We start from the raw sequence: 25,707 nt of genomic DNA on the forward strand, positions 1-25,707 counted from the left end.
TCCTGCTTGGTCGAGATGACTTCCTGCCAGGCGGGGACGGATCTGCAGCGCAGCGAGCGGCGAACGCGGCGACGAGGAGGCCCCGCCCTGGAGGGGTCTCACCCGTGACCTCTTCGAACCAGCCACATGCGGGCCCGGTTCAGCTAAGAACGTGAGGCCATGAGCTGGCCCGGCGCCGCGAACGCGGTGGCACGGAAGGCGTTGCGGATCTCCGCTAGGGGTTCGCGGTCACGGTTGAAGCGGAGTTTGTTGGTGAGGAGGACGGACCATCTGCCCTGCTGCGGGCTGATCCACGTGCCAGTGCCCGTGAAGCCGTAGTGGACCCAGATGCCCTCAGTGGGGGCAGTGCCGGGGGCCGGGTGCCAGAAGAGGCCGCGGGCGGGCGTGAGGTCGCCAGTTTGGACGCGGAGGGATTCCTCGATCCAGGCCGGCCCGAAGGCTGCTTGGGTGGGGGCGAGCATGTGGCGGAGGAAGCGGGCCAGGTCGTCGAGCACCGAGAAGGTGCCGGCGATGCCGCAGACGCCGTCGAGGAGGCGGGCGGAGAAGTCGTGGGCGGTGCCCTTGAGGTGCGTGTCGGTGGTCTCGTCGTACTCGGTGGGGGCGCAGCGGGCCGCCTCGGCATCGGGGAGCGGGCCGAAGCGGGTCTGCATCATGCCCAGGGGGTTCCAGATGCGGTCGGTGGCGAGTCGGTCCAGGGGCTGGCCCGAGAGGTGCTCGGCGAGGTAGCCGAGGACGAGGGCGGCTCGGTCTGTGTACTCGACGGCTTCGCCGGGTGGGCGGTGGAGAGATTCGTGGAGGACGCCGTCGCGGATGTCCTGGGGGTCGGTGCCGTAGAGGTTCTTCAGGTTGGCGCGCAGGGGCAGGCCTGCGGTGTGGGTGAGTAGGTGGTGGGCCGTGGCCCGGGCTAGGGGGTGGCCTGCGACTTCGTCCCAGAAGGTGCCCAGGGGGGTGTGGAGCTGGAGCTTGCCCTCTTCGACCAGGGTGCCGATCGTGGACCAGACGGCGAGGATCTTGGTGAGGCTGGCCACGTCGAATACGGTGTCCAGCCGCATCGGCTCGTCCGGGTGGTTGGGGTCTAGGAGGCCGACGGCTCCGCTGGCCTGGATGCCGTCGGCGTTCCCGACCGCCCACACTGCGCCGGGGTAGACCTCGTCGCGTACGCCGGTCTGGAGGAGGTCTTCGATCCGGTCGGTGGTGTGGGTCATGGTCTCCCGATCGTCGTGGGCCCGCGGGTGGTCCGTTGGACAGGTTAGTGACGCGTCCGGGGCGGTGCCGGCTGCGCCACGGGTGGTGTCAGGCGAGCTGTCGGCCGAGATCGGCGATGGCCGTGGCGGTGGCGCTGAGGGGGAAGCGGGCGGCATTGGTGCGGCCGGATGCGCGGAGCATCTCCAAGAGGCCTGGGGTGGTGCGCAGGCGGTGGAGGTCGTGGGCGGCGGTGGTGGGGTTGGTGAAGTCGGTGGCCAGGCCGGTACCGGAGAGGGCTTCGCTGAGTCCGGGAACGGGTTGGTAGAGGACGGGGAGTCCGCAGGCCTGGGCTTCGAGGGCGACGAGGCCCATGGCCTCCAGGGTGGTGGAGGGCACGGCGAGCACGTCGTGGTCGGCGAAGGCCTTCCACAGTTGGGGGCGGCGGAACCAGCCGAGGTAGCGGACGTGGACGCCGAGCTGGCGGATGACCGGGGCGAGGTCGAGGAACTGGGCGCGCGGGGCGGCGATGCTCAGCTCGACCGAGCGGGTGGCCGCGACGGCTTGGAGGAGGGGTTCGAGGCCCTTCTCGGAACTGAGGCGGCCTGCGAAGAGGATCCGCAGGTGGCTGGTAGGCCGTCGGGCGGGCCGGGGCGGTGGGCTGGTGAGCAGGCGGTCGGGGATGCCCCAGGGGATCTTCTCGATCTTGCGCCTGTCCGTCTTGGGGGCGAGCTTGAGCAGGCGGTCGGCCATGGCGCCGGTGGGGACGACGATCGCGTCGGCAGCGGAGGCGGTCTCGCGGAGAACGCGCAGCTGTGTGGTGTGGTTCTCGGCGTGCAGGAGGTCGGTGCCGTGGACGAAGGCGATCCGGGGGTGGGCGGGTAGGGCCCGCAGGAGGGCGGGCGTGGCGCCGAATGTCAGGTGGTGCAGGTGCACGACGCTGATCTGGCGCGGGTCGATGGCGGCCGTCATGGCGTGGCGCAGGTTGGTGACGTACCGGCTGAAGGCGTGGCCGTCGAGGCATTTGCCGGACGCGTGCAGCAGGTCGATGCCGATCGGGGTGCGGGGCTGGGGGCCGTCGGCGGCGAGCATGAAGGCGCGGGCGGGGATGGCGGGCTGGGTGCCGGCGTAGAGGTCGAGGAAGAGTTCGACGCTTCCGCCGGGGCTGGGGAACGGCAGGTCGAGGGCGGTGGCGACGACGCGGTTCACCGGCGGCCTCCGGGATTCTCCTCGTAGAGGCGTGACGTCTCGATGCCTTCGCTGGTGCGGTACTTGAGGCCGTGCTGCTGGTAGCTGGCGGGGGAGCCGTGGGTGCGGAGGAAGACGAGCTTGCCGAAGGTCATGCCGGGCCGGACGCGTACGGGGCGAGTGGCTCGGATCTCCAGGGTCCAGCGGATCGCGTGCCCCTGGTGCCCGAGCGGCGCGGAGACGTGGACCCAGATGCCGAGGGAGCCGGTGGTCCGGTCGCCGTTGAGGAGCTGGGCGTACGTCTCGGAGCCGGTCCGTTCCAGAGTGTGGCCGAGGTAGAGGTGGCCGGGCTCCAGGACGTAGCCGTCGACGGGGAGGGCGAGTTCGGAGAAGGTTGTGGGACTGGCGGCGTCGAGGTCGCCCTCGCAGACGCGGAGCGTGCTGCCCAGGCGCCAGTCGTACGCGTTGGGGGACAGGCGATCCGGGTCGTACGGGTCGATGGTGATGCGGCCCGCCTGGCGGGCGGCGGCGATGGCCGGTCCGGTGAGGATCACGAGGTCACCGCCGTACCGTCGAGGTCGCGCCAGTACGAGGAGGGCTGGGGCCCGGAGGCAGCCTGGTACTTGCCCTCGTACAGATCGATGGCGCCCTCGGAGACGAAGAACATGATCTGCCCGATCTTCATCCCGGCGTAGACGCGCACGGGACGGGTCGGGGTGAGCATCAGCGTCCACTGGCCGTGGAAGCCGATGTCACCGATGGGTGCGGTGATCTCGACGAAGAGCCCCAGTCGGCCGACGGAGGAGCGACCGAAGAGCAGGGGGACGAAGAGGTCGGATCCCACCTCCTCCAGGGTGTGGCCGAGATACAGCTCGCCGGGCTGCAGGACGTGGCCGTCGTCGCCGATCTCTGTGCGGCGGGTGGGGTTCGGCCGGTGGGCGTCGAGTACCTGGTCGGTGTAGGTGAGCAGGGTCCCGCCCAGGCGGACGTTGTAGCTGTTCGGGTTGACCTGGGTCGGCACGAAGGGGGAGATCCGCAGCCGTCCGTCCATCGAGGCGGAGGTGATCTCGGGTCCGGTGAGAATCACTGGTCGTCTCCGTTGGTCAGGATGTGCCGGATCGCCGAGCCGAGGCTGAGGCCGACGGGGTGGGATCGGCTACCGAGACGGGTGTCGGCCAGGTAGTCGGTGGTCAGCACGCTCGTCAGACCGACGGGGAGTGGATTGGGGGAGGTGATCAGGGGTCCCGCCGGCTCGGTGAGGTGAGTCAGCAGTGCAGCGGGGTCGTTACGGAAGGCCGGCGCGACCTGGGCCTCGACCAGGCTGTTGTCGAACGGCTCGATGGCCAGCAGATCTCCGGCGGTGAGGACTTCGCCGAGCAGCGTCGTGCGCACGGCGGTCTCGTTGAGGACGACGGCCTCGCTACCCAGTCCGCTGCGCAGCCGGTCGGCCAGTTCTCGGAGCAGGGCGTGGCGGTCGAGCGGCTTGTTCCGATAGGGCGCGACGAGACGTCCCAGCGGCTCGGCCAGCTGTGCGTCGATGGAGGCGATCTGTTGACGGACGGAGGCCAACTCGGTCGGTAGGACGGATCCCGAGGTGTCGGGGAAACGGGCGGTCCGTCCGACCCAGCCTTCGGGGGAGCGCTCGGCGACTGCGTAGCCGACGGCGAGTTCCTGGCCCTTGAGCACGAGGGTGCTGCCGGCCCGTTCGGGTCCCGTGTGTTCGCTGTGGCAGTGGCCGGCGAAGACCACGTCGAGGAAGGGGCACGCCTCGGCGAGCTGGAGGTCCTGCTCGAAGCCGGAGTGGCTGAGGAGGACCCAGGAGTCGACCTTGTGGTGGTGCGCGAGCATCAGCTCGCGCAGGGCGTGGACTGGATCGGTGACGCGGTGGCCGGACCGCTGCCCGGCCGGGATCGACTTGAACGCCTGCTGGCCGATCACGGCCGTGACGGCCGTCCGTCGGCCTGCGATGTCCACGATGCGCAGACGGCGGAAGAGCGCGTTGCCGCTGGAGTCCTCGACGACGTTGGCGCATATGGTCCGTTGGTGGAGGCCCGGCTCGAAGTAGTGCGGCCAGCCGTGGTTCCCGGGAGCGACGACGTCGTACAGGGCGAGCAGGATGTCCCGTTCGAGCGCGCCCCGGCCGAGGCGGTAGTACCCCGTGCCCTCGAAGAAGTCGCCGCAGTCCACCAGCAGGCTGTCCGCGCGTGCCTGGTGGAGGTGCCCGAGCAGCGGGCCGCCGGTGCCGAGGGCGGAGTGGACGTCGGTGGTCGCCATGATCTGACGCAGAGAACGAGCCGTGGTCATGGCGCGACCTCGCAGATGTCGGCGCCGAGGTGGAGGAGCTTGCCGGGCAGGTCGGCGTGGCCGCGGCGGAGCTGGTCGACTCCGCCGAGGGTGGTGATACCGCGGGCGGTCAGCGCCGCGACCATGAGCGCGGAGCCGGTGCGGATGTCGGTGGCTTCTACCCCGGCTCCCGTGAGGCGCTGCGGGCCGGTCAGCCGGCATTCGGTGGGGGAGATCTCTTCGATCTTCGCGCCGAGCCGGGCCAGCTGGGGCAGCAGGTTTCCGTGGCGGCCGGGGTTGATGGAGTCGGCGAACAGGTGTGTCCCGGGCTGGCCGAGGGCCAGTGCCATCAGGGGAGGTTCGAAATCGGCGTCCAGGCCGCCGACGGCGAGCGTGGCGATGACTCGAAGGGGACGGCCCGTCGGCCGGGCGGCGCTCCCGTCGACCAGGAGGACGTCCTCCCGTACCGCGGTGGGGATGCCCAGCCGTTGCAGGGCTGCCTGCAACGGCACCACATCCCGACCTTGGACGCCCTCGATGCGCGCGGTCCCACCGGTGGCGGCGACGGCGCAGGCCAGGGTGCCTGCCTCGATCTTGTCGCCCGGAACGCGCCAAGCCGGCATCTCGGCCGGTGATGCCGCTGCCCGGCTCAGGTCCAGGACCTGTTCGCCGGCTCGGGCCTCCCATCCCGCCGAGCGCAGAGCTTCCAGCACAGTGAGGACTTCAGGCGACAGGTTCGGCCGACCGAGGCGCAGCGAACGTCCCGCGACGACCGCACGCAGGACGGCGACGACCGTCGCACCGCGTGACCGGAACGGCAACGTGTGGGAGACCGTTCCGGTGGCTGGTCGACCGGCCTCGATGTCATAGCCCTCGTCATGGACGGCGACACGGTCTCCGAACGCCTCGTACACCTTGAAGTGCAGGTCCATGCCGCGCTCTCCGATCCGGCATCCCCCGGGCCAGGGCAGCAGGGCGTTCCCCTGTAGGGCAAGGAGTGCGGGCACCAGGTAGTACGACGCGCGGATCCGTGCGGCCGGGGCCAGGTCGAGTTCCGCGGGTACGGCGTCAGGGGGCATGATCACCACGCTGTCGGGTCGTCCCACGGCTCGGGCGACGTGCCAGCCCGCCCCTTGGATCAAGGTGAGCATCCAGTGGACATCGGCGCTGGCGGGGACGTTCTCCAGCTGGATGGTCCGGCGCACGGCTGCTGCGGCGGCCAGCAGCGGCAGGGCGGCGTTCTTGGAGCCGTCGACGGTGACCGAACCGGAGAGGGGCCTCCCCGGACGTACGGCGATGACCTCCGCGCTCGTCGCAAGAGCTCGATGAGGTGCCATGTTCAACTCCTTTGCAGGGGAGGTTGCGTGATGGACGGCGTGACCGAGGTGGGTACGGACAGATCGAGCTCGGCCCAGCAGGATTTGCCGCCGGCGCTGTGGTCGACGCCGTGCCGGTCGGCGAGTGCGTCGATGATCAGCAGCCCGCGGCCGTCCTCGGCGTCCGTACGGGGTGGGCGTGCGTGGGGGAGGGCTGAACTTCGGTCGCGGACCTCGAAGCGCAATCGGCTCCCGCGCAGGCGAGCGGTCACGGAAGCAGCTCCGTTTCCGGTGTGCTGAACGGCGTTCGCCAGCAGTTCGCCGGCCACGGCCTCTGCTACGTACATGCCGTCGGTGCCGATGACCGAGCGCCAGCCTCTGATCTCGTTCATCACCTGATGCCGGGCACGAGCAGCGCCCTCGGGCGAACTCGTGACGGTCAGCGTGACCTCGTGCACTTCCATGAGCAGCCTCCTGGAGGGGTGCGGTTCCACCAGGCAAGCGGGTCAGGAGGCGGCCCCGCGACGTGCCGTGCAGCCCCTGCATCGTTCATGCACGTTGTGCATGGCGGGCAAGTTCGTTGCAGCTAGGCTCGGTTGAGCAGGCAGGATCGGTCTCGGCAGAAGGGGCCGTGGCGGAGATGGTCGACACGCAGGGCAAGGGGCACCGGATCGGTGAACTGATCCGCCGGGCTCGGGTCTTACAGGGCCGCTCGCAAGCGGACGTGGCCGGCGAGCTGGGGTATCACCAGTCGAAGATCAGCCGACTGGAGGGCGGACGCGGAACTGACGACATCCGGGTTCTGCGCGACGTCGCCCGCATCCTGCGCATTCCCCCGGCCAGACTCGGTCTGGCGGAGGCCGCCCCGGAAGCCGATCCCCACGATCCGGAGACAGAGGAAATGCTGCGCCGCCGTACCTTCCTTGCCGCCAGCGTCACCGTGCTCACAGCCTCGGTCGCGCCGACGGCTGCGCACCCCGCGCTCGTCCAGGCGCTCCTGCCCGGGATGCCGACGGCTCCGACGACGGAAGCGCCGGATTCGGGGGAGCTACGAAACCGGGCAACGGCCATCCGGCGCCTCTGGAGCACGTGCGACTACGCGGAGCTGGAGCGGACCCTTCCTGGCCTGATCACCGACCTCCGCCACTGCATCGCCGACTCCCCGCAGGCCGAGGAGCTTCCCCGCTTCCTGGCCACGGCCTACCAGACCTCGGCCAGCCTCCTGCTGAAACAGGGAGACCCCGGCACGGCGTGGCTCGCCGTCGGGCGCGCGATGGCCGAGGCCGAACGCTCCGGCGATCCGCTCGTCCTCGCCGCCAGCGTCCGCCTCCACGCGCACGTCCTGGTCCGCGAACAGCACGCCGGCCAGGCCGTGACGCTGATCAAGCACACGGCCTCACAACTCACCGGTGCGTACGACCGGCAGCCCCACCACCACCTCTCTGTGCTCGGATTGCTGCTACTGCGCGGAGTCACGGCTGCCAGTAGAGCTGGGGACCGCGCTGCCACCTCAGAGTTCCTGGCCGAGGCCAAGGAGGTGGCGAAGTACGTCGCCCTGGACCACCCGGACGCCTGGGCGAACTTCAGCCCCACCAACGTGGCCCTCCACGAGGTCAGCGCGGCCGTGTCCTTCGGCGACGCGGGCGTCGCCCTCGACATCGCCCGTCCGCTCATGCGCCGCCACATCCCGGTTCCCGAGCGCCGGGCCGCCCTGTGGGTGGAAGCCGCCCGTGCCTACGCACAGCAGGGCCGCCTCGCCGACGGCTACCAGGCCCTGCGGATCGCGGAGACCTGCGCAGCCCAGGACGTACGACGCCCAGCCGTCCGGGACCTGGTCGCCGACATGGCGGCGCGCGACCGTCGGCGTACGCTGCCAGAGCTCCACCACTTCAGCCGCCGACTGGGAGTACCCGCGTGACCGAGCCGCAGCCCAAGCCCTTCCTGTACGTCGTCGTCTGCGCGGCGGGGATCGCGGGCGACGTCGGCAAGCTGATCGACGCCGCGCACGAGCGGAACTGGGACGTCGGCGTCGTCGCCACCCCGCAGGGGCTGCCCTTCCTCGACGTGTCCGCGATCGAGGACCGGACCGGTTACCCCGTCCGCTCCGCCTGGCGCGGGCCCGAGGACGCACGGTCCTTCCCGCCCGCCGATGCGATCGCCGTCGCTCCGGCCACCTTCAACACGGTCAACAAGTGGGCGGCCGGCTTCGCGGACAACCTTGCCCTCGGCATCCTCTGCGAGGCCCCGGGCATGGGCATCCCCACCGTCGTCCTGCCCTACGTGAACACGGCTCTCGCCGCCCACCGCGCGTACCAGCGGAGCCTTGCCGAGCTCCGCGAGATGGGCGTCCTGGTCGGGAGCTACGAGCCCCACCGCCCGAAGTCCGGCGGCGGCGCCGACCGCTTCCGCTGGGAGGAAGCCGTCGACCTCCTGGCTCCGTTGCTGGCGGCAGGGGCCGCCCACCACTGATCCTGCGACTGCCAGTGGGTAAGGCCTGCCGGACTTGCGCATCGGGAACGCCTGCGACCGGTGACCGGGAGGTACCCGGTCACCGGTCGCAGAGTGCTGTTCAGGGCCCGTCAGTCTTCGTAGGGGAGGTATATGCCGCCATCCGGAGCGGCGATGGCGCACAGGCGCTTGTACTCGGTGCGGTCTTCCTCTGTCATGTGCGGGAGTACGTCCATGACCATGCGGGCTTCGGGGTGCCGGGCGAAGTACGAGTACAAGAGCTCGATGAGGGCCTCCACGGCGGTGTCCTGCTCGAGGGCAGCCGCGGCGTTGCGGGCGCTCAGTGCTGCCACGGCTTCGAGTTCGGCGCGCGTGGCCTGGAAGGCGGTGGCCTGTTCGGCCCGTGTGAAGGGGCGCCCGTCACTGTGGGACCAGGTGTTGGTGTCGGGTCGGAGCTTGAAGTCCGCGTCCAACAGCAGGGCGATGATTTCGATGCGCAGTTCGGTTTCGGGCATGCGGGGGTTCCTTACGAGATGGGGCCGGTGGTGATGTTTTCAATGCTCCGGAGAAACCCCGGTTTGGCTGACCGGGGATCGTCGGCTATATGGGGACGGCCACGTCCGGGCGTCAGCGGCGGCGGGAGGCGTTGTTCGCGGCCTTCGGAGCGGGTTGTGTGGTCACCACGCGCTGGGGGAGCGATGCTGCGGGATCGGCAGGCAGGTGCGCGAGACGGCGGAGCCGCCAGACGAGGACGTCGCTGACGGAGGTGGCGCTGTCCAGCTCCCGGTGCCGCGTGGCTTCTACGAGGAGGTGGGCCGGGTTGTGGCCTGCGGCCCGGGTATCGGCGAGTGTGGCCGCCAGGGCGGGCCAGCCCGGCTCGGCCAGAACTTGTTCGGCGATCTCGGGCAGCGCCTGGCGTAGGACGACTGCCTGTCGTCGTTGCAGTGGCAGGGAGCGGCCTCGCTGGTGGAGTACGGACATTGGCTGGGCGGCCGTGATCTCGTAGGCGGCGCGCAGGTGTCCGGCGGCTTGGTGCGCGGCTTCGGCTTGCTGGGCGTGCTTCTTCTTGGCGTGCCAGTTCGCCGCCGCGGTGACGAGGAAGAACGCGGTGTCGATGAGCATGGCGGTGGTGGCGCCGTCCTCCCCGCGATCGAGGGCAGGTCCGCTGTGGACGAGGTCGTACGCGGCCTGGCGCAGGGCGCGGTCGTGCCCGCGTACGGCGCGGACGTGGGAGCGGGATGCCCGCTCGAACGCGAAGGCTGCATCACGGAGTTCTCGTCGGGTATGGGCGGCGGAGGTGTCGGCGAGCGCGTCGAGGACCTCGCCGGCAGCGGCGATCCCGGCTGCTGCCGTGCCGTCGTCGCCGTGCTCGATGAGCAGCAGCGCCTGCCAGGTCGCCGTGGTCGCGCGGCGGCGGGCGTACGCCGGGCCGGTCACCGGCGGGAGAGCGGGCTGCTCCGGTGAGATGACTTCGTCGGAGGAGGGTTCTGCCGATGGGGTCCAGCGTTCGCGGATGCGGGGCAAGGAGAGGTCGGAGGCGAGCTTGGATCCCGAGTAGAAGACGGGCTCGCCGTGCTTGTTTCGGTCGTCGGGCAGGGCCACGGTGTAGCCGAGGAGGTCCCCGGACGGCGCCACGCGCTGCTTTACGAGGACACCGGCATGGGTGAGGCGGCCGAAGAACTCCTCCTCGCTCCGGGCACCGGCCGCCGCGCGTCGGACGCTCTCGCGCAGTTCCTCCCTCGGGGTGCGTTCCCGCTGGTGGCGGTCGGCTTTGTGGCGTTCGGCGCTGGTGGGGCGCTGGGCTGCGGTTCCGTCACCGGTGTCGAGGCGGCGCAGGCCGTATTGGGCCTCGATGAGACGGGCTTCGGCCTGGGAGCGCTTGGCTTCGTTGTGGCGGCGAGGCCGGCGGCCGTCCTCGCGGACGGTGGTGGCGATGATGTGGATGTGGTCGTCGGCGTGGCGGACGGCTGCCCAGCGGCAGGCGGCGGTGTCGTCGTCGGGGGCGATGCCAGTGGCGGCGACCATGCGGCGGGCGATGTCGCCCCACTGCTCGTCGCTGAGGATCGGGTCCTCGGGCGCGGCGCGTACGGACAGGTGCCACACGTGCTCAGTGGGGCGCCGTGACTTGGGCAGGGCTTCGACGGGCTGGTCGAGGAGCCTTTGCAGGTCCGCGTAAGTGGCTTTCGGGTTGCGTCCGGGGTCGGGGACGAGGCTGTCCCAGGCCGCCACGAGGTGCGGGTCGGTGTGTTCCTCGTGGGTGCCGGGGCCGTAGAGGTAGCGGATCAGGCCGATGGTGCGGCTGCCCATCTTGTGGACGCGGGGGATCATCCGGCGGGAGTCTCCGTCTCTACGTAGCGCTGGGTGAAGTCGTCCACGCGCTCGGCGGTCCGCTGGACAGCGTCGAGGACCGCCTTGGCGTGCGGGGCATCGGCGCCGGAGTTCAGGACGGTGGCGACCTGGTTCAGGTTGTTGCCGATCTGGCCGAGGGCCCGGCGCAGCGCGAACAGCTCTCTGACCATGTCCCGGTGGGTGGCGATCTCGGCTTCGGTGTGTTCGAGGTCGCGGGCTGCCTTCAGAGCAGAGTGGGCGAGGAAGCCGGCGGTGCTCATGCGGCAGGCAGCCGCGGCGTGGGTGAGGAGCTGGAATTCATCGTCGTTCATGCGGCAACTGGGCTGGTGCATGCGCTTCTTCTCGGCGAGCAGGCGCTCACGCTGGCGCACGTGCGATGTCGTTGGGGCGGTGTGCGTGCAGCGGGGGGTGTGGCAGGTGTGCTGTCCCTCCGATTCGTGGTGCGGCCCGGCCTCGGCCGCGTCCCGAAGGACCGGCGCCTCCTGGTGCCGGTCCGCTCCCGCCACTCCTGGGGCGGGGGAGCCCAGAGCATTGCTCCCGACGGGAGCAATGCTCTGGGTACAACTTGCTCCTCCTGAGGCTGGAAGCGAGGGCATGTGCTCGCCGTGGGTGGGACGGTCGTGCGGTGGGTTGTGCATGCGTGTCCTTGAAGCGGTAGAGGCTGGTCGTGTGAAGGGGCTGTTGGGCGGGGTCGACCGGTTGGGGACCGCTCGCTCGTGACGCGAGACGCTGCCGGTGCTGTCCGGGGACCGAGCGGGGATGGTCCCCGTTTCGGGGAGGCGCTCGGTCCCCGGCGGCAGGGGCGTGGGGGACCGGTCCCGTCTCGGTCCCCGTAGTCATGGGTGGGGACCGTCCCCGACGTGGTGACCTGACGGTCCCCGAACCGCCGCAGGGCGGTCCCGGAGGGCGGGGACCGTGGGGACGGACCCCACTGAGTAGGGGGACGTCAGGCGGGGGTGACCTGCGGAAACAGAGTTGGGGACCGGTCCCCGTGGTGGCCGGCGCGCGCAGCGCAATCAGGGGACGGTCCCCGATCAACTGCTGTCGGTCCCCTCCTGGGGGAGGGCGCTGTCAGGCGGGACCGGGGTCAGTTTGGGGACGGGGACCGGGTTGGGGACCGTGATGGGGAGGGGACCGGGACCGGGGTGGGGACGGTCCCCGAACGGCTCGGGCCAGTGGTTCGGTCCCCACGATGACGGGGACCGACCCGGGTGGGGACCGTGGTGGTCAGGAGCCCGACGGCTGGGTACGTCGGCGGTCCGGGCCGGTGAGGATGACGCGGGTGGTCATCTCTGCCAGGCGTGAGGCGACGCGGTCCCCGACTGCGTTGCGGAGTTCCGCGATCGGCAGGTTGGTGGTGATCAGGGTCGGGAGCATCTCGGTGTAGCGGCGGTTGATCAGCCGGTACGTCAGCTCCTCGGTCCACTCGGACTGCTTGGCCGCGCCGAGGTCGTCCAGGATCAGCAGCGGGCACCGGCCGAGCTCTTGGATCTCCCGCTCGGGGTCGTGGTTCGGCCGGGGCCGGAGCTGGGCGTAGAGGTCGGCGGAGGTGACCGCCTGCCAGCGCAGGCGTACTCCGGCGGCCAGCAGCGAGCGGACGGCTCCGTAGGCCTGATGTGTCTTGCCGATGCCGGTGGTTCCGGCGATCAGCAGCGAAGGGCCGTAGGCGATGCCCCGGGTACCGGCCGGCCCGTTCCGCCCGGCGCGGGTGACCGCCTCCACCCAGCCCAGGACTTCGGGTTGGGTGGCGAGTGCCTCGCGGTAGCGGGGCGGGATGCGGCGGTCGGCGAGTTCCAGGGCGGTCACCGGCTCCACCGTGGGCCCGGCGGGTACGGTGTCGGGGTCGATGCCCTTGGCAGCGAGAATGGCCTGGAGACGGGCTGTCAGGGTGCCAGCACGCTGGGGTTCGCGTGTCGCGGTGGTCACAGCTGGCCTCCGTAAGCGGCTTCGGCGTCAACGGGGTTGGTGTACGGCTGAGGGGCCCTGCGGGCGCCAGCAGTGGCCTGGGGCGGGTTCATGGCCTCGTTGACCAGGCTGGGCAGCAGACTCGGGTAGAGGCTCTTCAGGCGCATGCGGTCGACTCCGGCTCGGATGTGGTCCGGGTCGATGCCTTCGTGCAGCAACTTGCTGATCTCCCGGCCGACATGGCCCAGGACCCTCTCCGGAGGGCGCTTCCCGCACGCGGCGACGTACTCGGCGACCAGTTGCTGGGCCGTTGCGGTCTGGGGTGTGGCGGGGGCGCTCGCGCCTCCCAACGGAGATCCTAGATCCATGATCCTAGGTCCTAGATCCGGACCGTGAGGGCTCGGCGCCGGCTCCCGCACCTCCCCCTGATGCTGCACGGAGGGCTCACTGAATCCGTCCTGACCTGCGGATACGGGGATCATCGAAGCGGCATGAGGTGCGGGTGCGAGCTCCGGGACGGTTGCCTGATGGGGCAGGGACGCCTCACGGAGCCCTCCCTGCGCCAGCGGTGAAGTCAGGGGTACCCGGCCGCCGTCGTGGTAGGGGCAGTTCGGGTGCCGGACACCGCTGGGGCGGTTGACCTTCTGGTGCTTGGAGAAGGTCACGATGTGCAGGTACCGCTTGCCGTCCTCGCCCTCGTACCGGCAGATGAGTTCATTGCCGGCGAGTTGGGTGAGGTCGTCCTCGACCTCGATCGGGCCGTGTTCGGGTCGTAGGGACCACAAGAGGCCCGCGATGACGGCGGACTGGTCACGGAACCGGCCGTGGTCGTCGGCCTGGGTGAGCAAACCGAAGAACGTCCGCTCCGCGGTGATGCTGACGGCGGCCAGTGATTCGGAGCTGAAGGCTTCAGGCTTGATGGTGCGGATGCGTGCCATGCCTATCGCCCCGCCTTCGCCTGCTGCTGGGACGGCGACGCCGCGGTGGGCGCGGGTGTGCGGACGGCTGCTTCGGCCGTACTGTTGGGCATAGACGTTCCTCAGATCCGTTCAGGAGTGGGCGGTTTGGACAAGGGACTCCCATCGGCTCTCGGCGCTGCAACGCCGGGAGCCGATTCCTTTGTCAGGGGTGCTTGGCCAAGACAGCCACACCCAGCCCGCGGAAGTCCAGCGAATCCGCACTCGAAAAGCGTCAGAGCGCATCGCTGATCGCGAACGTCTTCACAGTAAGGGCGAATCCCCGGTTGACCAAAAAGTCGACGGCGTAGGGAGAGCGGCGAAGATCGAACGTCGAAAGCCATTGACCGGGGTAGGCGAGGCGATCTATGTTTCCGCCGCCGGACCACTGATGGTGTGCGTACCTCTGTGATCCGAGATGGGCCCTAGTTCCGCAATGGCCGCCTATGCGCGAATCGCCAGTTCGTTCTCCGTGAAACGGGCCCCAAAGTCCCATGTCTGGGCTTCCGTGATTACGAGAACCCGGGAACCCGAGCTACAACAGACGCATGCCCCGAAGAGCTACGGAAATCGGTCCCGCCGGAGAACGGACCGCCGGTGCCATCGAGCGCCTGCGCACCTCGCGCGGGTTCGCCCAGCGCGAGCTCGCTGCCCGTGTCACCGAGCTCGGCCACCCCATGACCAACACCATGCTGTCTCGCATCGAACGCACCCGCCGGCGCTGCGACGTGGATGACCTCGTCGCCATTGCGGCCGCCCTCGGTGTCTCCCCACTCGCCCTGCTCCAGCCCGTGACGTAGGGGGCTGGGATGGGTGTGCGGTGACGCCGCCCCGGCTTATACCCGACGATCCCCGGTCAGCCAAACCGGGGATTCTCCAGACCATTGAAGTAGTCCGCTCCACCTGCCTGACAGCAAGCGGGGGCGGGCTTGTCATGCCCGATGTCCGTCGCCGCAGGTTGCCGACGGAAGACCCCGAAGGTTCGATGCGTGCGAAGTGTTGCTTGTGACAGTGAATTGCTGGCGAATGTCCGCACGTCTCCCCGTATGTCGCCGCTGGGGAGGGGTTTTCTGAACGTGGGTGAAGCCGCCGAATACCTGGGGCTGTCGCCCGCCACCCTTTACGTGTGGCGGCACCGTCGCCAAGGTCCGCCGAGCTTTCGGATGGGGCGGAGCGGACGTGTGATGTACCGGATCCAAACACTTGACGAGTGGATCCGGGAACAGGAGCAGGCGGACTCCCGCAGCAATACCTCCCTAAGCCCGGTGAATTCCGTCCCGCAGCGCCGCGCCGGGTATCCGGTCACGACCTGACCGCTCTGCCCGGCCTTACCTCCCTACGCCCGACCCTTACCCCGAGGAATTCTTTGGCTGGCTATATAGAAGACCGTTGGATCAAAAAGAAGAAGGATCCCGTCACCGGGAAGCGTGAGCGTACGACCCGTTACGGCAAGGGGTCCCGATATCGTGTCGCTGGAATCCCGGGCGTCCGGGACATGTCGTTCGACGTGCTGGAGGACGCCAAAGGGTGGCTCCGGCGGTCCGGCACCGACAGTGAACGAGGCGAGTTCGTCGACCCGCGCGACGGCTCCATCACCTTGACGGACTTCGTCACGCGCCACTGGCGTGCCGGCGTTCGCGGCGCGCCCGGCACGGTCAAGCGAGTTGACGAGCGTGTACGACTCCACATCCTTCCGCACCTCGGTGCGGTGGCGCTGCGCGATGTGTCGGCGACCGTCCTGCGTGGCTACATAGCCACGCTCGAAGGCGAGTGCTCTCCGCGGTACGCCCGGCAGATCCTCACCTCGCTGTCGAACATCTTCGAGACCGCGATCGACGACAAGCGCCTCGTCCGCAACCCGATGCGGGCCAAGACGGTGCGTTGGCCGAAGGCCCCCGACGAGGATCGTGACGCGTGGCCGCTGGCAACGGCGCAGCGAGTGCGGGACGTGATCAACCCTCGCTACCGGATCGCGGTCGTCGTCGCGCTGGGGTGTGGACTGCGCCAGGGAGAGGTGTTCGGGCTGTCGCCGAAGGACATCGACTTCGAACGCGGCGTCATCCGAGTGCGCAGGCAGGTGCAACTTCTCTCCGGGCGCCTCTACTTCGCCCTGCCCAAGGGTGGCAAGACGCGCATCGTCGACATGCCCCGGTCGGTGGCCACGGAGCTGGCCGCGTACTTCCTCGACCATCCGGCGGTGGACGTCGAGCTCCCCTGGGGCGGACCGGAGCCCGAACGGGAGAAGCAGAGCTTCCCGCTCATCCTCACGACGACGTACGGCAACGCCATCCGAGCCAACATCTTCAACGACGAGGCCTGGAAGCCGGCCCTCGCAGCGGCCGGAGTCATTCCCGCGCGGGAGAAGGGTGCGCGGTGGAAGGCTTCGCGCAAGGACGGCTTCCACGTGCTCCGGCACACTTACGCCTCGGTCCTCCTCGAAGCGGGCGAGTCCATCGTCACGCTCGCCCGGTGGCTCGGTCACTCAAGTCCGACCATCACCCTCGACCACTACGCCCACTTCATGCCGGAGGCCGGCGGCAAGGGACGCGCGGCCATCGACGCACTGCTCGGCACGGTGCCCGAGTACGTCCCGGACAACCTTGCCCATATGTGAGAAAACGGGTGTCACAGCATGCGCTGTGGCACCCGTTTTCGCTGTACAGGCTTCACGAAGCCTGTGATTCGCCCGCAGAGCCTGCGAAGAGTCGGGCCCTCTTCGCGCCTCTCTGGTCAGCCTCTCTGCACTGCTGCGCGTGCCCGCGTAGCGTTCATGGCGGCGCCATCGCGCGCGAGGTAGGCCCTCTCCTGCACACTGCCGCCGAAGTCACCCCACGCGTAGAAGGTGGCCACGAGGGCGGCCGTAGTCGCTGTTCCCGAGGATGCAGTCGCCAAGATCCGGGCCACGCTGGCCGGCAGTTGCGCGAGAGGTCGCACTCTCGTTTGGACGGCGATATCGGCGCACCGTCCCGCCCACACTTCGAGACCTTGCGCGGCCCGTGCGAGGAACATCGCGACGCAGGCGAAGAAGGCGTAGGCGAAGGCGAACCCCGCCAAGAACCTCGTGGGCAGACCGGGGGTCGGGCCGGTGCCGAAGAGGGGCAACCCGCGGACGCAGTAGGAGACTACCTGTCCGGAGATGGCTGCCAGGAAGGCGGATCCGAACAGCGACCCACTGATGTCGTCGTAGTCGTCCTCTGCCACTTCTGGCCCGCTCGGTGGCGCAGGGCGGGCCCGTCGTTGCGCGGGCATGAAGAGGTTAACGATGCTGCCGAGGACGTTGCCGGCCACGAACGTGCCCGAACCGTGGTTCGTCTGGTTCACGACCTTCTTCTCGCCCTCCGGCGGTCGGTCAGTCACGTGCGAGCCCACCATGGTTGATCGTCAGGCCGCCGTGGTTGTCGCCGCCGATGAACAGTCCGCTCCCCGTGTTCTGCTGGTTGTACACGGTGGTTCCTTCCATGGTCAGAGCCTTGAACTCGGGGATGGCCTCCGGATGCGCGTCGAGGTGCACTCAAATCAGCGGTGTCAGCCGACCCACGAGCTCATCCGACGTGGCGTCCTGGTCATCGAATACGGCGATCACGGCGTCCTGCTCGGCGGTCGATCCACGGCGTACGAGTTCTCGGACCTTAAGGCCGACCCACGCCGCCCCGCCTGTCACAGCCCCACTGGCCAGCGCGACGGCCGACCCTGCGGCAATCTCTCCAACAACATCGGTCAGACTCACGGCTGTTGACTCCAATGGGATCCAAAGTGGGGCCCCAACGTACTGCCGCGAGCGTGAGCGGGAGACGACTTTCGCTGTTGTGGCCGTCACCTGCGGGGGCTTCCTTCCCTACTGCGGCGCGAGGTGCGTCTTTGGAGGGGACCAGCCATGCCGCCATCGGCGCCCCGGGCGGGCGGCGGGCCCTCTCGGGATTGGGGCAGGGGCATGGGTTCATCGGTCAACGTGGTGGGCCATGTGCGAGGGCCAGCCGTGGTGCTCGTCCCTGCCAAGCGGACCTTCGCGCGGCACTCTCCGTGACGGTCAGCGGGGGCTGTCCGCGGGGAGCCGAGGCGCTCGGAGAGCGTGGAGCAGCAGGTGGGGGAGGGCTCGGCCCGCTCCCCGGCGCCGCCAATTCTCCCCAGATTCTCCCCAGGGCCCTGAGTTAGACACTGGGGCATGTTTGCTCTAGCGAATTCGATCGGTGGTGCTCGCTCGTCGGCTAGAGCCAGTCGCGCTTCTTGAAGATGACGTACAGGCTTACGCAGACCACTGCCATCAGCAGGATTGCGAAGGGGTAGCCGCCCGCCCACTGGAGTTCGGGCATCGTCTCGAAGTTCATGCCGTAGATGGTTCCCACGAGTGTGGGTGCAAAGAGGATGGCCGCCCAGGAGGAGATCTTCTTGATTTCCTCGTTCTGTTCGAAGCCGGCCTCGGCCAAGGCGCGCATTTCGGCGTTTTGTTGTTGGGAGACCAGGGTGGCGTTGACCGTGAGGATTTCTGTGAGGGCTTGGCGGAAGCCGTCGACGCGTTCGCTGGTGTGGGTGACGTGGTCGGCTACGTCGCGGAGGTAGCGCTGGAGTTCCTCGTCCGTGCCGTACTTCGCGAAGCCGGCCATCAGGCTGTGGAGCATGCCGACCAGGGGGCGGGTTGCGCGTTGGAACTCGACCATTTCGCGGGAGAGTTCGTAGATGCGGCGGGAGACTTCCGGGTCGCCGCTGAAGACCTCGGTCTCGATCTCGTCCATGTCGATCTGGACGCCCTCGACGACGGGGGCGTAGCCGTCGACCACCGCGTCGAGGATGGCGTACAGGGCGGCTTCCGGGCCGAGGGAGAGGAGTTCGGGGGACTCCTCCATGCGGCGGCGGACCGCCGAGAGGTCCGGGGCCGCGCCGTGGCGGACCGTGATCAGGAAGTCGGGGCCGACGAAGATGTGGAGCTCGCCGAAGTCGACCTCCTCCAGCGCGTCCAGGTAGCGGGCGGCCCGCAGGACGACGAAGAGGGTGTCTCCGTAGCGCTCCAGCTTGGGGCGCTGGTGGGCCTCCAGGGCGTCTTCGATGGAGAGCGGGTGGAGGTTGAACTCGTCGGCCAGGGAGTGGAGTTCGGGCTCCGTGGGGCGGTGCAGGCCGATCCATGCCATGCCGTCGGGCTGTTCGCGCAGCCGGCGGAAGGTGTCGGCGAGGGTGGTGGGGGAGGCGACCCGGACGCCGTCGCGGTAGACCGCGGAGTCGATCACGCTGCGGTGGTCCGCGGGGGTGGGGGCCGGCGGGGGCGGCTTCGGAGCCCGTGGGGGTGTGGCCGGGGGAGCGGAGGGAGAGGCGGTCGGGCGCCGCCATCCCGCACGCTTCGCGGGCGCGGGCGCGGGCGCGGGCGCGGACGGGGGCGAGGGGCGGCGGTCTGGTCGCTCCGACATCGCAGGTCAGCTCCCGGTCGAACGGGTGTTTACGGGCAAGAGGCAGGATATCCGGGTGAATGGTCCCCGGGGTCCATTCGAGTCCGTGTGGGCGGACGGGGCCGGATCGGAGTTGCGGACAGAAGGTGTCCGCATGGGCCGATACGTTGCTGTCATGGCCTCCAAGACGACGCGTCCCGTACTCGACACCCGTGCGCTGAACCGTGCCACGCTCGCCCGTCAGCTGCTCCTGACCCGCGCAGAGATGTCCGCGCAGGACGCCACGCAGCACCTGCTGGGACTGCAGGCACAGAACGTGAAGCCGCCCTACTTCCAGCTCCACGCCCGACTCGCCGGATTCGGGCCGGCCGAGCTCGCCGGGCTGATGGAGTCCCGCCAGGTGGTCCGGATGGTCACCATGAGGTCCACCATCCACACCCACACCGTCCACGACGCGCTCACCCTGCGCCCGATCGTCCAGCCCGCCCGCGACCGGGAGATCAACTACTTCCGGAAGGGCCTGGTCGGAGTGGACCTGGACCGGCTGGCCGAGCGTGCGCGGGCGTTCGTGGAGGCCGAGCCGCGGACCATGGCCGAGATACGGGAGGAACTGCTCAAGGAGTGGCCGGGAGCCGACCCGCAGTCGCTGTCCGTCGCCGCGCGCTGCCGGCTGCCGCTCGTCCAGGTCACCCCGCGCGGGGTCTGGGGGAAGAGCGGGCAGGTCCGCCTCACCACCCTGCGCAAGTGGGTCGGGGAGGAAGCGGGAGGAGGAAGCCTCGGCGGGGCGGACCCGGGGATCGATGACGTCGTTCTTCGGTACCTCGGGGCCTTCGGGCCCGCCTCCGTCAAGGACATGCAGACCTGGGCCGGGCTCACCCGGCTGCGCGAGGCCTTCGAGCGGCTCAGGCCCGGCCTGGAGGTGTTCCAGGACGAGAACGGCGTAGAGCTGTTCGATCTGCCCGACGGGCCACGCCCCGATGCGGAGCAGCCCGCGCCGCCCCGCTTCCTTCCCGAGTTCGACAACCTGCTCCTCTCCCATGCCGACCGCTCACGGGTGATCCCGCCCGAGCTGAAGGGGAGCACCTGGTCCGGGAACCAGGCCCACTGCACGCTGCTCGTCGACGGCTTCCTCGCCGGACTCTGGAAGCTGGGCGGTGGGACGGACGGCGGCACCGGCGGTGGCACGGGCGGCGGGACGCTCACCGTCGAGTTGTTCTCCGCCGTCTCCGAGGCCGGCAAAGCTGAGATCGTGGCTGAGGGGGAGGCGCTTCTCGCAGGGATGGGCGACGGGGCGGGCGACGGGGTGGGCGACGGGGTGGGCGACGGGATGGGTGAGGGCCGTTCGGGTGGCTCCGTCCGCTTCGGGTCCATCCGCGGCTGAGCCGCGGGGGCGGCGAGCCGGGCGACCCGGCCCCGCCACGCTCTGGTGGCCCGTACGCCCGACACGGCACGATGCCTGGCACGACCGAGATCACCCGCGGTTGTGGTCGTTCTCGTTCGTGGCGGCCGCTCGACCACCGAACGTACGGCGGCGGCGCGTCATTCAGGCAGTTGTTCGGGATCAGGGACCTAGGAGAGAGCAATGCGGATTCCCATGACCGTCACGGACTTCCTCGACCGGGCGGAGCTGGGGTTCTCGTCCAGTCCGGGCGTGGTGGACGAGCCGGATCAGCCCGGTCCACCGGTTCCCGACTCGACCTACGGGAGGCTCGGCGAGCGCGTACGGGCCTGGCAGGCGGGGTTCGACGCGCTGGGGGTGGGCGAGGGCGAGCGCGTGGCGGTGGTCAGCCACAACTCCGCCCGGCTGCTGGAGCTGCTGTTCGCGGTGCCGATGAGCGGGCGCGTCTGCGTGCCGGTCAACTTCCGGCTGAAGCCGGAGGAGGTCGACTACGTGGTCCGGCAGAGCGGGGCCTCGGTGCTGCTCGTCGACCCGGAGCTGGACGCCTCGCTGTCGGGCGTCAAGGCGCGCCACCGCTTCGTCCTCGGGCCGGAGACGGATGCGGAGCTGATGCGCTTCGGGGTGGAGCCGCGCCCCTGGTCGCACCCGGACGAGGACGCGACGGCCACGATCAACTACACCTCGGGGACCACCGCCCGCCCCAAGGGGGTGCAGCTCACCCACCGGAACATCTGGGTGAACGGGCTCACCTTCGGCCTGCACACCCGGGTCTGGGAGCGTGACGTCTACATGCACACGCTGCCGATGTTCCACTGCAACGGCTGGGGCATGCCCTTCGTGATGGCCGGGCTCGGCGTCAAGCAGGTCGTGCTGCGCAAGGTCGACGGCGCCGAGATCCTGCGCCGGGTCGAGGAGCACGGCGTCACGCTGATGTGCGGTGCGCCCGCCGTGTGGAACACCGTGCTGGACGCGGCGGCGACCTGGGAGGGAGAGATCCCGGGCCGCGACCGGGTACGCGTCGTCTGTGCGGGCGCCCCACCGCCGAGCCGGACGATCCAGCGCATGGGCGAGGAGCTGGGCTGGGAGTTCACGCAGATCTACGGCCTGACCGAGACCTCGCCGCTGCTCACCTTCAACCGGACCGGGCCCGCCGACGCGCAGCTGCCGGCCGGGGAACGGGCGCGCAGGCTGTCGCGCGCGGGGCTGCCCGCGCTCGGGGTCAAGCTGCGGGTGTCCGAGGACGGCGAGGTACTGGCCCGGTCGAACGTCGTGCTGGAGGGGTACTGGGACAAGCCGGAGGAGACCGCGGCCGCACTGCGGGACGGCTGGTTCCACACCGGTGACGGCGGCACGGTCGACGAGGCCGACGGCCACCTGACGATCTCCGACCGGAAGAAGGATGTGATCATCACCGGTGGCGAGAACGTGTCCTCGATCGAGGTGGAGGACGCGATCTTCAGCCATCCGGCGGTCGCGGAGGTCGCCGTCATCGGCGTGCCGCACGAGAAATGGGGCGAGACGATCAAGGCCCTCGTGGTCCTCGCGGAGGGAGAGGCCGTCCAGGAGGCGGAGATCATCGCCCACTGCAAGGAGCGACTGGCCGGGTACAAGGCCCCGACGACGGTCGAATTCCGGGCCACCATCCCGCGTACGGCCACCGGCAAGATCCAGAAGTTCAAGCTCCGCGAGCCGTACTGGTCGGGCCTGGAGCGGCAGGTGAACTGACCCGTCCCTGACCCCGCCCCCCGCGCACGACCGTGGGCCGGTACGGGGCTGCGCGCGCAGCCCCGTACCGGCCCTCGGCCCTCAGGCGGTGCTAGGCCGGCAGGTGCGCCTCGATCGCCGCGATGACCTCGGCGGACTCGGGCTCGGTGCGCGGGCGGAAGCGGCCCACGACCTCGCCGGCGGGGGAGATCAGGAACTTCTCGAAGTTCCAGGTGATGTCACCGGCCTCGCCCTCGGCGTCCGGGACCTTCACCAGCTCTTTGTAGAGCGGGTGCCGGTTCTCACCGTTGACCTCGGACTTCTCCAGCATCGGGAAGGTGACGCCGAAGCCGGCCGCGCAGAACGTCTGGATGTCGTCGGCGTTGCCCGGCTCCTGCCCGCCGAACTGGTTGCACGGCACACCGATGACGGTGAAGCCCTTCTCCTCGTACTTGAACTGCAGACGGGCCAGACCCGAGTACTGAGGGGTGAGACCGCACTGCGAGGCGGTGTTCACGAGCAGGATCGCCTTGCCCTTGTGCGCGGCGAGGCTGGTGGGCTCGTCGGACAGGGTGGTCAGCGGGATGTCGTACAGGCTCATCAAGCTCTCCTCGGCAGGCAACACACGTAATACCCCCCGAGCCTAGGCCCCCATGCCGAGGAGGTCTTCCGCCGGGTCGTTGACCGGCTGGGGCATGCCCGTGAGGTCCATGACGAAGAGCGGTATCCCGAGGTCGTCCGCGCGGGCGCGGGCGTCTTCCGTGTACCCGGCGAGGGAGAAGTAGACGCTGGTCGCGCAGGCCGTCAGCCCATTCAGCCAGACGCACTCCACCGCCCGCAGCCCGGCCGGGGCCGTGGTCGGGTCCACCTGGGCGACCAGGCCGGGGGCCCGCAGGTCCACCGCCGTCGACGGGATCGGCCGTCCGTCGGGCTGGCGCACGTCCTGGAAGCCGAGCCACCGCAGGTACAGCGCGGCGGTGACCACCGCGTCCCGGGCGGTACGGATGGTCACGGGCCGGAAGGCGGGGCGGGGCACCGGAGGGTCGGTGGTGGGCGGGGCGGCCGGCGGCGGGTCGCTTGGCGGGGGGTCGCCCGGGATGGGCGCAGAGTCGTTCAGCGGATGAGATCTCGGGCCGGGTGTCGCGGCCGACCCGGCCGACCCGGCCGGCGACACCGGCCGGCCCGGCGTTTCCGCCCCGCGAGGGGGCGACGAGGTCGACGGGGGCGACGAGGGAGGAGTGCGCGGAACCCCGCCCGCCGGCTCCAGCGGATGCACCGGAACCAGCACCACCGTCCCGCAGGAGGTGCACCCCACCTCCGGGTGCGGCCACTCGCTCTCCCGGCCGCAGGCCCCGCACCGCACCGCGACCCAGCTCTGCGTCCAGGTGCGGTGGGTCAGCTCCCGGGGCGGTGACGCCAGGTCCAGGGGAGGGGTGACCGGGTTCCCGCAGGCGCAGGGGAAGACCGGGGCTGCGTAGCCGTTCTCGCGCAGGCACGCCGGGCAGCGCACCGGTACCGCATCCGCCATGAGGACCGGACCCCCTTCATCGCTCTTCGTCGCTGTGCGTAGGCCCATGGTCCACCACCTGCCACCGGAGGGGTGGGCAGACCCTTGATTTTCGGTCGGGCACTGGATTTTCGTACAACTCGATGCCCCATCGGCGGCTTTTGGTGGGTTCCGGGGTGCCGTACCGCCTTGACGGCGCAGGGAGTCGCCGCTTAGCTTGTTCCGTATAGCAGAACAAAACTTCCGGATTACGGAAAAGCCTGACCGCCAGACCCGCAGGAGAACTCGATGCCTCGTATGACAGCCGCCGCCGCTGCAGTGGAGATCCTCAAGCTCGAGGGTGTCGAACAAGCGTTCGGCGTCCCCGGTGCTGCGATCAACCCGTTCTACCGCGAGCTCAAGAACGTGGGCGGAATCGCGCACACCCTGGCCCGCCACGTTGAGGGTGCCTCGCACATGGCCGAGGGCTACACCCGCGCCAAGGCCGGCAACATCGGCGTCTGCATCGGTACCTCGGGCCCGGCCGGCACCGACATGATCACCGGCCTGTACTCCGCGATCGCGGACTCCATCCCGATCCTGTGCATCACCGGTCAGGCTCCGGTCTCGAAGCTCCACAAGGAGGACTTCCAGGCCGTCGACATCGCCTCGATCGCCAAGCCGGTCACCAAGAAGGCGACGACCGTCCTGGAGGCCGCCCAGGTTCCGGGCGTGTTCCAGGAGGCCTTCCACCTGATGCGCTCCGGCCGTCCGGGCCCGGTCCTGATCGACCTCCCGATCGACGTCCAGCTGACCGAGATCGAGTTCGACCCCGAGACCTACACGCCGCTGCCGGTCTACAAGCCGAGCGCCAGCCGCGCCCAGGCCCGCAAGGCCCTGCAGTTCCTGCTCGAGTCCGAGCGTCCGCTGATCGTCGCCGGTGGCGGCATCATCAACGCCGACGCCTCCGACCTGCTGGTCGAGTTCGCCGAGCTGACGAACGTCCCGGTCATCTCCACCCTCATGGGCTGGGGCGTCATCCCGGACGACCACGAGCTGGCCGCCGGCATGGTCGGTGTCCAGACCTCGCACCGCTACGGCAACGCGACGTTCCTCGAGTCGGACTTCGTCTTCGGCATCGGCAACCGTTGGGCCAACCGTCACACCGGTTACAACCTCGACGCCTACACCAAGGGCCGCAAGTTCGTCCACGTCGACATCGAGCCGACCCAGATCGGCAAGATCTTCGCCCCGGACTTCGGCATCGCCTCGGACGCCAAGGCGGCCCTGGAGCTCTTCGTCGAGATCGCCAAGGAGCTCAAGGCCGAGGGCAAGCTGCCCGACTTCAGCGCCTGGGCCGCTTCCGCCCAGGAGCGCAAGGCGACGCTGCTGCGCCGCACGCACTTCGACAACATCCCCATGAAGCCGCAGCGCGTCTACGAGGAGATGAACAAGGCGTTCGGCCCCGAGACCCGCTACGTCACCACCATCGGTCTGTCCCAGATCGCCGGTGCGCAGATGCTGCACGTCTACAAGCCGCGCAACTGGATCAACTGCGGCCAGGCCGGCCCCCTCGGCTGGACCATCCCGGCCGCCATCGGTGCCGCCACCGCGGACCCGGAGACCCCGATCGTCGCGCTGTCCGGCGACTACGACTTCCAGTTCATGATCGAGGAGCTGGCGGTCGCCGCCCAGCACAAGGTCCCCTACGTTCACGTCCTCGTGAACAACGCCTACCTGGGTCTGATCCGCCAGGCGCAGGGCGGCCTGGGCATCAACTTCGAGGTCAACCTCGAGTTCGAGAACATCAACACCCCCGAGCTGGGTGTCTACGGCGTCGACCACGTCAAGGTCGCCGAGGGCCTGGGCGTCAAGGCGATCCGCGTCACCGACCCGGACAAGCTGGGCGAGGCCTTCGAGACGGCCAAGAAGTGGGCCCAGGAGCACCAGGTTCCGGTCGTCGTCGAGGCCATCCTCGAGCGCATCACCAACATCTCGATGAGCAAGACGGTCGACATGAGCGACGTCACCGAGTTCGAAGAGGTCGCGACCGAGCTGGGTCACGCCCCGACCGCGCTCCGCAACACGCTGCCCGCCTAGTCCCATCAGGCTGGTC

26 protein-coding genes are annotated in these 25,707 nt (G+C 69.6%); 8 read left to right on the top strand and 18 right to left on the bottom strand.

The window, feature by feature from the left end:
• Positions 1-143: 143 nt before the first annotated feature.
• The 7 genes from MTF69_RS28875 to MTF69_RS28905 all read right to left on the bottom strand — a co-directional run bounded on the left by MTF69_RS28875 (position 144) and on the right by MTF69_RS28905 (position 6,433).
• Positions 144-1,205, bottom strand: coding sequence for a serine hydrolase (locus MTF69_RS28875; RefSeq protein WP_243339101.1), 1,062 nt, complete (start codon positions 1,203-1,205; stop codon positions 144-146).
• Positions 1,206-1,293: 88 nt separating this feature from the next.
• Positions 1,294-2,391 (bottom strand): glycosyltransferase family 4 protein, encoded by a 1,098-nt coding sequence (locus tag MTF69_RS28880; protein ID WP_243339102.1) that lies wholly within the window; start codon positions 2,389-2,391, stop codon positions 1,294-1,296.
• Positions 2,388-2,924 carry a deoxycytidine triphosphate deaminase gene (locus MTF69_RS28885; RefSeq protein ID WP_243339103.1) on the bottom strand — a complete coding sequence of 179 codons (537 nt, stop codon included), beginning with the start codon at positions 2,922-2,924 and terminating at the stop codon, positions 2,388-2,390. The genes MTF69_RS28880 and MTF69_RS28885 overlap by 4 nt, the downstream gene beginning before the upstream one ends.
• Complete coding sequence (gene dcd / locus MTF69_RS28890; RefSeq protein WP_243339104.1) at positions 2,921-3,457, bottom strand: dCTP deaminase; 537 nt, start codon at positions 3,455-3,457, stop codon at positions 2,921-2,923. The genes MTF69_RS28885 and dcd overlap by 4 nt, the downstream gene beginning before the upstream one ends.
• Positions 3,454-4,674 (bottom strand): bifunctional metallophosphatase/5'-nucleotidase, encoded by a 1,221-nt coding sequence (locus MTF69_RS28895; RefSeq protein ID WP_243339105.1) that lies wholly within the window; start codon positions 4,672-4,674, stop codon positions 3,454-3,456. Before MTF69_RS28895 ends, dcd begins: the two co-directional genes overlap by 4 nt.
• Positions 4,671-5,990 (bottom strand): UDP-N-acetylglucosamine 1-carboxyvinyltransferase, encoded by a 1,320-nt coding sequence (locus MTF69_RS28900; protein WP_243339106.1) that lies wholly within the window; start codon positions 5,988-5,990, stop codon positions 4,671-4,673. The genes MTF69_RS28895 and MTF69_RS28900 overlap by 4 nt, the downstream gene beginning before the upstream one ends.
• 2 nt (positions 5,991-5,992) lie before the next feature.
• Entirely contained in the window at positions 5,993-6,433 is a 441-nt protein-coding gene (locus MTF69_RS28905) for an ATP-binding protein (RefSeq protein WP_243339107.1), read from the bottom strand.
• 176 nt (positions 6,434-6,609) lie between these two features.
• Between MTF69_RS28905 and MTF69_RS28910 the strand changes: the two genes are divergently transcribed.
• The gene (locus MTF69_RS28910; protein ID WP_243339235.1) at positions 6,610-7,887 is read left to right on the top strand and encodes a helix-turn-helix domain-containing protein; all 1,278 of its coding nucleotides are present in this window, start codon (positions 6,610-6,612) and stop codon (positions 7,885-7,887) included.
• Positions 7,884-8,438 (top strand): flavoprotein, encoded by a 555-nt coding sequence (locus MTF69_RS28915; RefSeq protein WP_243339108.1) that lies wholly within the window; start codon positions 7,884-7,886, stop codon positions 8,436-8,438. Before MTF69_RS28910 ends, MTF69_RS28915 begins: the two co-directional genes overlap by 4 nt.
• A 110-nt stretch (positions 8,439-8,548) precedes the next feature.
• On the opposite strand, the gene MTF69_RS28920 is transcribed toward MTF69_RS28915, so the two are convergent.
• The 5 genes from MTF69_RS28920 to MTF69_RS28940 all read right to left on the bottom strand — a co-directional run bounded on the left by MTF69_RS28920 (position 8,549) and on the right by MTF69_RS28940 (position 13,609).
• Positions 8,549-8,932: a hypothetical protein gene (locus tag MTF69_RS28920; protein WP_243339109.1), complete on the bottom strand. Its 384-nt coding sequence runs from the start codon at positions 8,930-8,932 to the stop codon at positions 8,549-8,551.
• A gap of 112 nt (positions 8,933-9,044) precedes the next feature.
• Positions 9,045-10,745, bottom strand: a complete 1,701-nt coding sequence (locus MTF69_RS28925) for a relaxase/mobilization nuclease domain-containing protein (protein ID WP_243339110.1) — start codon at positions 10,743-10,745, stop codon at positions 9,045-9,047.
• Positions 10,742-11,137, bottom strand: coding sequence for a plasmid mobilization relaxosome protein MobC (locus MTF69_RS28930; RefSeq protein WP_243339111.1), 396 nt, complete (start codon positions 11,135-11,137; stop codon positions 10,742-10,744). Before MTF69_RS28930 ends, MTF69_RS28925 begins: the two co-directional genes overlap by 4 nt.
• Before the next feature lie 856 nt (positions 11,138-11,993).
• Positions 11,994-12,692: an ATP-binding protein gene (locus MTF69_RS28935; protein ID WP_243339112.1), complete on the bottom strand. Its 699-nt coding sequence runs from the start codon at positions 12,690-12,692 to the stop codon at positions 11,994-11,996.
• A complete protein-coding gene (locus MTF69_RS28940) occupies positions 12,689-13,609 on the bottom strand; it encodes a hypothetical protein (protein ID WP_243339113.1) in 921 nt (306 codons plus the stop codon). The genes MTF69_RS28935 and MTF69_RS28940 overlap by 4 nt, the downstream gene beginning before the upstream one ends.
• Before the next feature lie 566 nt (positions 13,610-14,175).
• Here MTF69_RS28940 and MTF69_RS28945 point away from each other — a divergent pair.
• The 3 genes from MTF69_RS28945 to MTF69_RS28955 all read left to right on the top strand — a co-directional run bounded on the left by MTF69_RS28945 (position 14,176) and on the right by MTF69_RS28955 (position 16,241).
• Complete coding sequence (locus MTF69_RS28945; protein ID WP_243339114.1) at positions 14,176-14,427, top strand: helix-turn-helix domain-containing protein; 252 nt, start codon at positions 14,176-14,178, stop codon at positions 14,425-14,427.
• Between the two features lie 246 nt (positions 14,428-14,673).
• Complete coding sequence (locus tag MTF69_RS28950; protein ID WP_243339236.1) at positions 14,674-14,940, top strand: AlpA family transcriptional regulator; 267 nt, start codon at positions 14,674-14,676, stop codon at positions 14,938-14,940.
• Positions 14,941-14,993: 53 nt separating this feature from the next.
• On the top strand, positions 14,994-16,241 hold the full coding sequence (locus MTF69_RS28955; RefSeq protein ID WP_243339115.1) for a site-specific integrase: 1,248 nt from the start codon (positions 14,994-14,996) through the stop codon (positions 16,239-16,241).
• Between the two features lie 116 nt (positions 16,242-16,357).
• Here the strand turns inward: MTF69_RS28955 and MTF69_RS28960 are convergent, their stop codons facing one another.
• The 4 genes from MTF69_RS28960 to MTF69_RS28975 all read right to left on the bottom strand — a co-directional run bounded on the left by MTF69_RS28960 (position 16,358) and on the right by MTF69_RS28975 (position 19,023).
• Entirely contained in the window at positions 16,358-16,948 is a 591-nt protein-coding gene (locus MTF69_RS28960; protein WP_243339116.1) for a hypothetical protein, read from the bottom strand.
• A 28-nt stretch (positions 16,949-16,976) separates the two neighbouring features.
• Positions 16,977-17,138 (bottom strand): hypothetical protein, encoded by a 162-nt coding sequence (locus tag MTF69_RS28965; protein ID WP_243339117.1) that lies wholly within the window; start codon positions 17,136-17,138, stop codon positions 16,977-16,979.
• On the bottom strand, positions 17,139-17,354 hold the full coding sequence (locus tag MTF69_RS28970; RefSeq protein WP_243339118.1) for a hypothetical protein: 216 nt from the start codon (positions 17,352-17,354) through the stop codon (positions 17,139-17,141).
• A 478-nt stretch (positions 17,355-17,832) separates the two neighbouring features.
• On the bottom strand, positions 17,833-19,023 hold the full coding sequence (locus MTF69_RS28975; RefSeq protein WP_243339119.1) for a magnesium and cobalt transport protein CorA: 1,191 nt from the start codon (positions 19,021-19,023) through the stop codon (positions 17,833-17,835).
• Between the two features lie 154 nt (positions 19,024-19,177).
• Between MTF69_RS28975 and MTF69_RS28980 the strand changes: the two genes are divergently transcribed.
• Complete coding sequence (locus tag MTF69_RS28980) at positions 19,178-20,383, top strand: winged helix DNA-binding domain-containing protein (RefSeq protein ID WP_243339120.1); 1,206 nt, start codon at positions 19,178-19,180, stop codon at positions 20,381-20,383.
• A gap of 201 nt (positions 20,384-20,584) precedes the next feature.
• A complete protein-coding gene (locus tag MTF69_RS28985) occupies positions 20,585-22,126 on the top strand; it encodes an AMP-binding protein (RefSeq protein WP_243339121.1) in 1,542 nt (513 codons plus the stop codon).
• 91 nt (positions 22,127-22,217) lie between these two features.
• Here the strand turns inward: MTF69_RS28985 and MTF69_RS28990 are convergent, their stop codons facing one another.
• Entirely contained in the window at positions 22,218-22,706 is a 489-nt protein-coding gene (locus tag MTF69_RS28990; protein ID WP_243339122.1) for a glutathione peroxidase, read from the bottom strand.
• Between the two features lie 42 nt (positions 22,707-22,748).
• Complete coding sequence (locus MTF69_RS28995; protein WP_243339123.1) at positions 22,749-23,633, bottom strand: hypothetical protein; 885 nt, start codon at positions 23,631-23,633, stop codon at positions 22,749-22,751.
• A 276-nt stretch (positions 23,634-23,909) separates the two neighbouring features.
• Here MTF69_RS28995 and gcl point away from each other — a divergent pair, with 276 nt between their 5' ends.
• Complete coding sequence (gcl, locus tag MTF69_RS29000; protein ID WP_243339237.1) at positions 23,910-25,691, top strand: glyoxylate carboligase; 1,782 nt, start codon at positions 23,910-23,912, stop codon at positions 25,689-25,691.
• The last annotated feature ends 16 nt before the right edge of the window (positions 25,692-25,707 follow it).

Origin of the sequence: Streptomyces sp. AP-93 (assembly GCF_022808175.1) — a bacterium.
Lineage (GTDB): Bacteria > Actinomycetota > Actinomycetes > Streptomycetales > Streptomycetaceae > Streptomyces.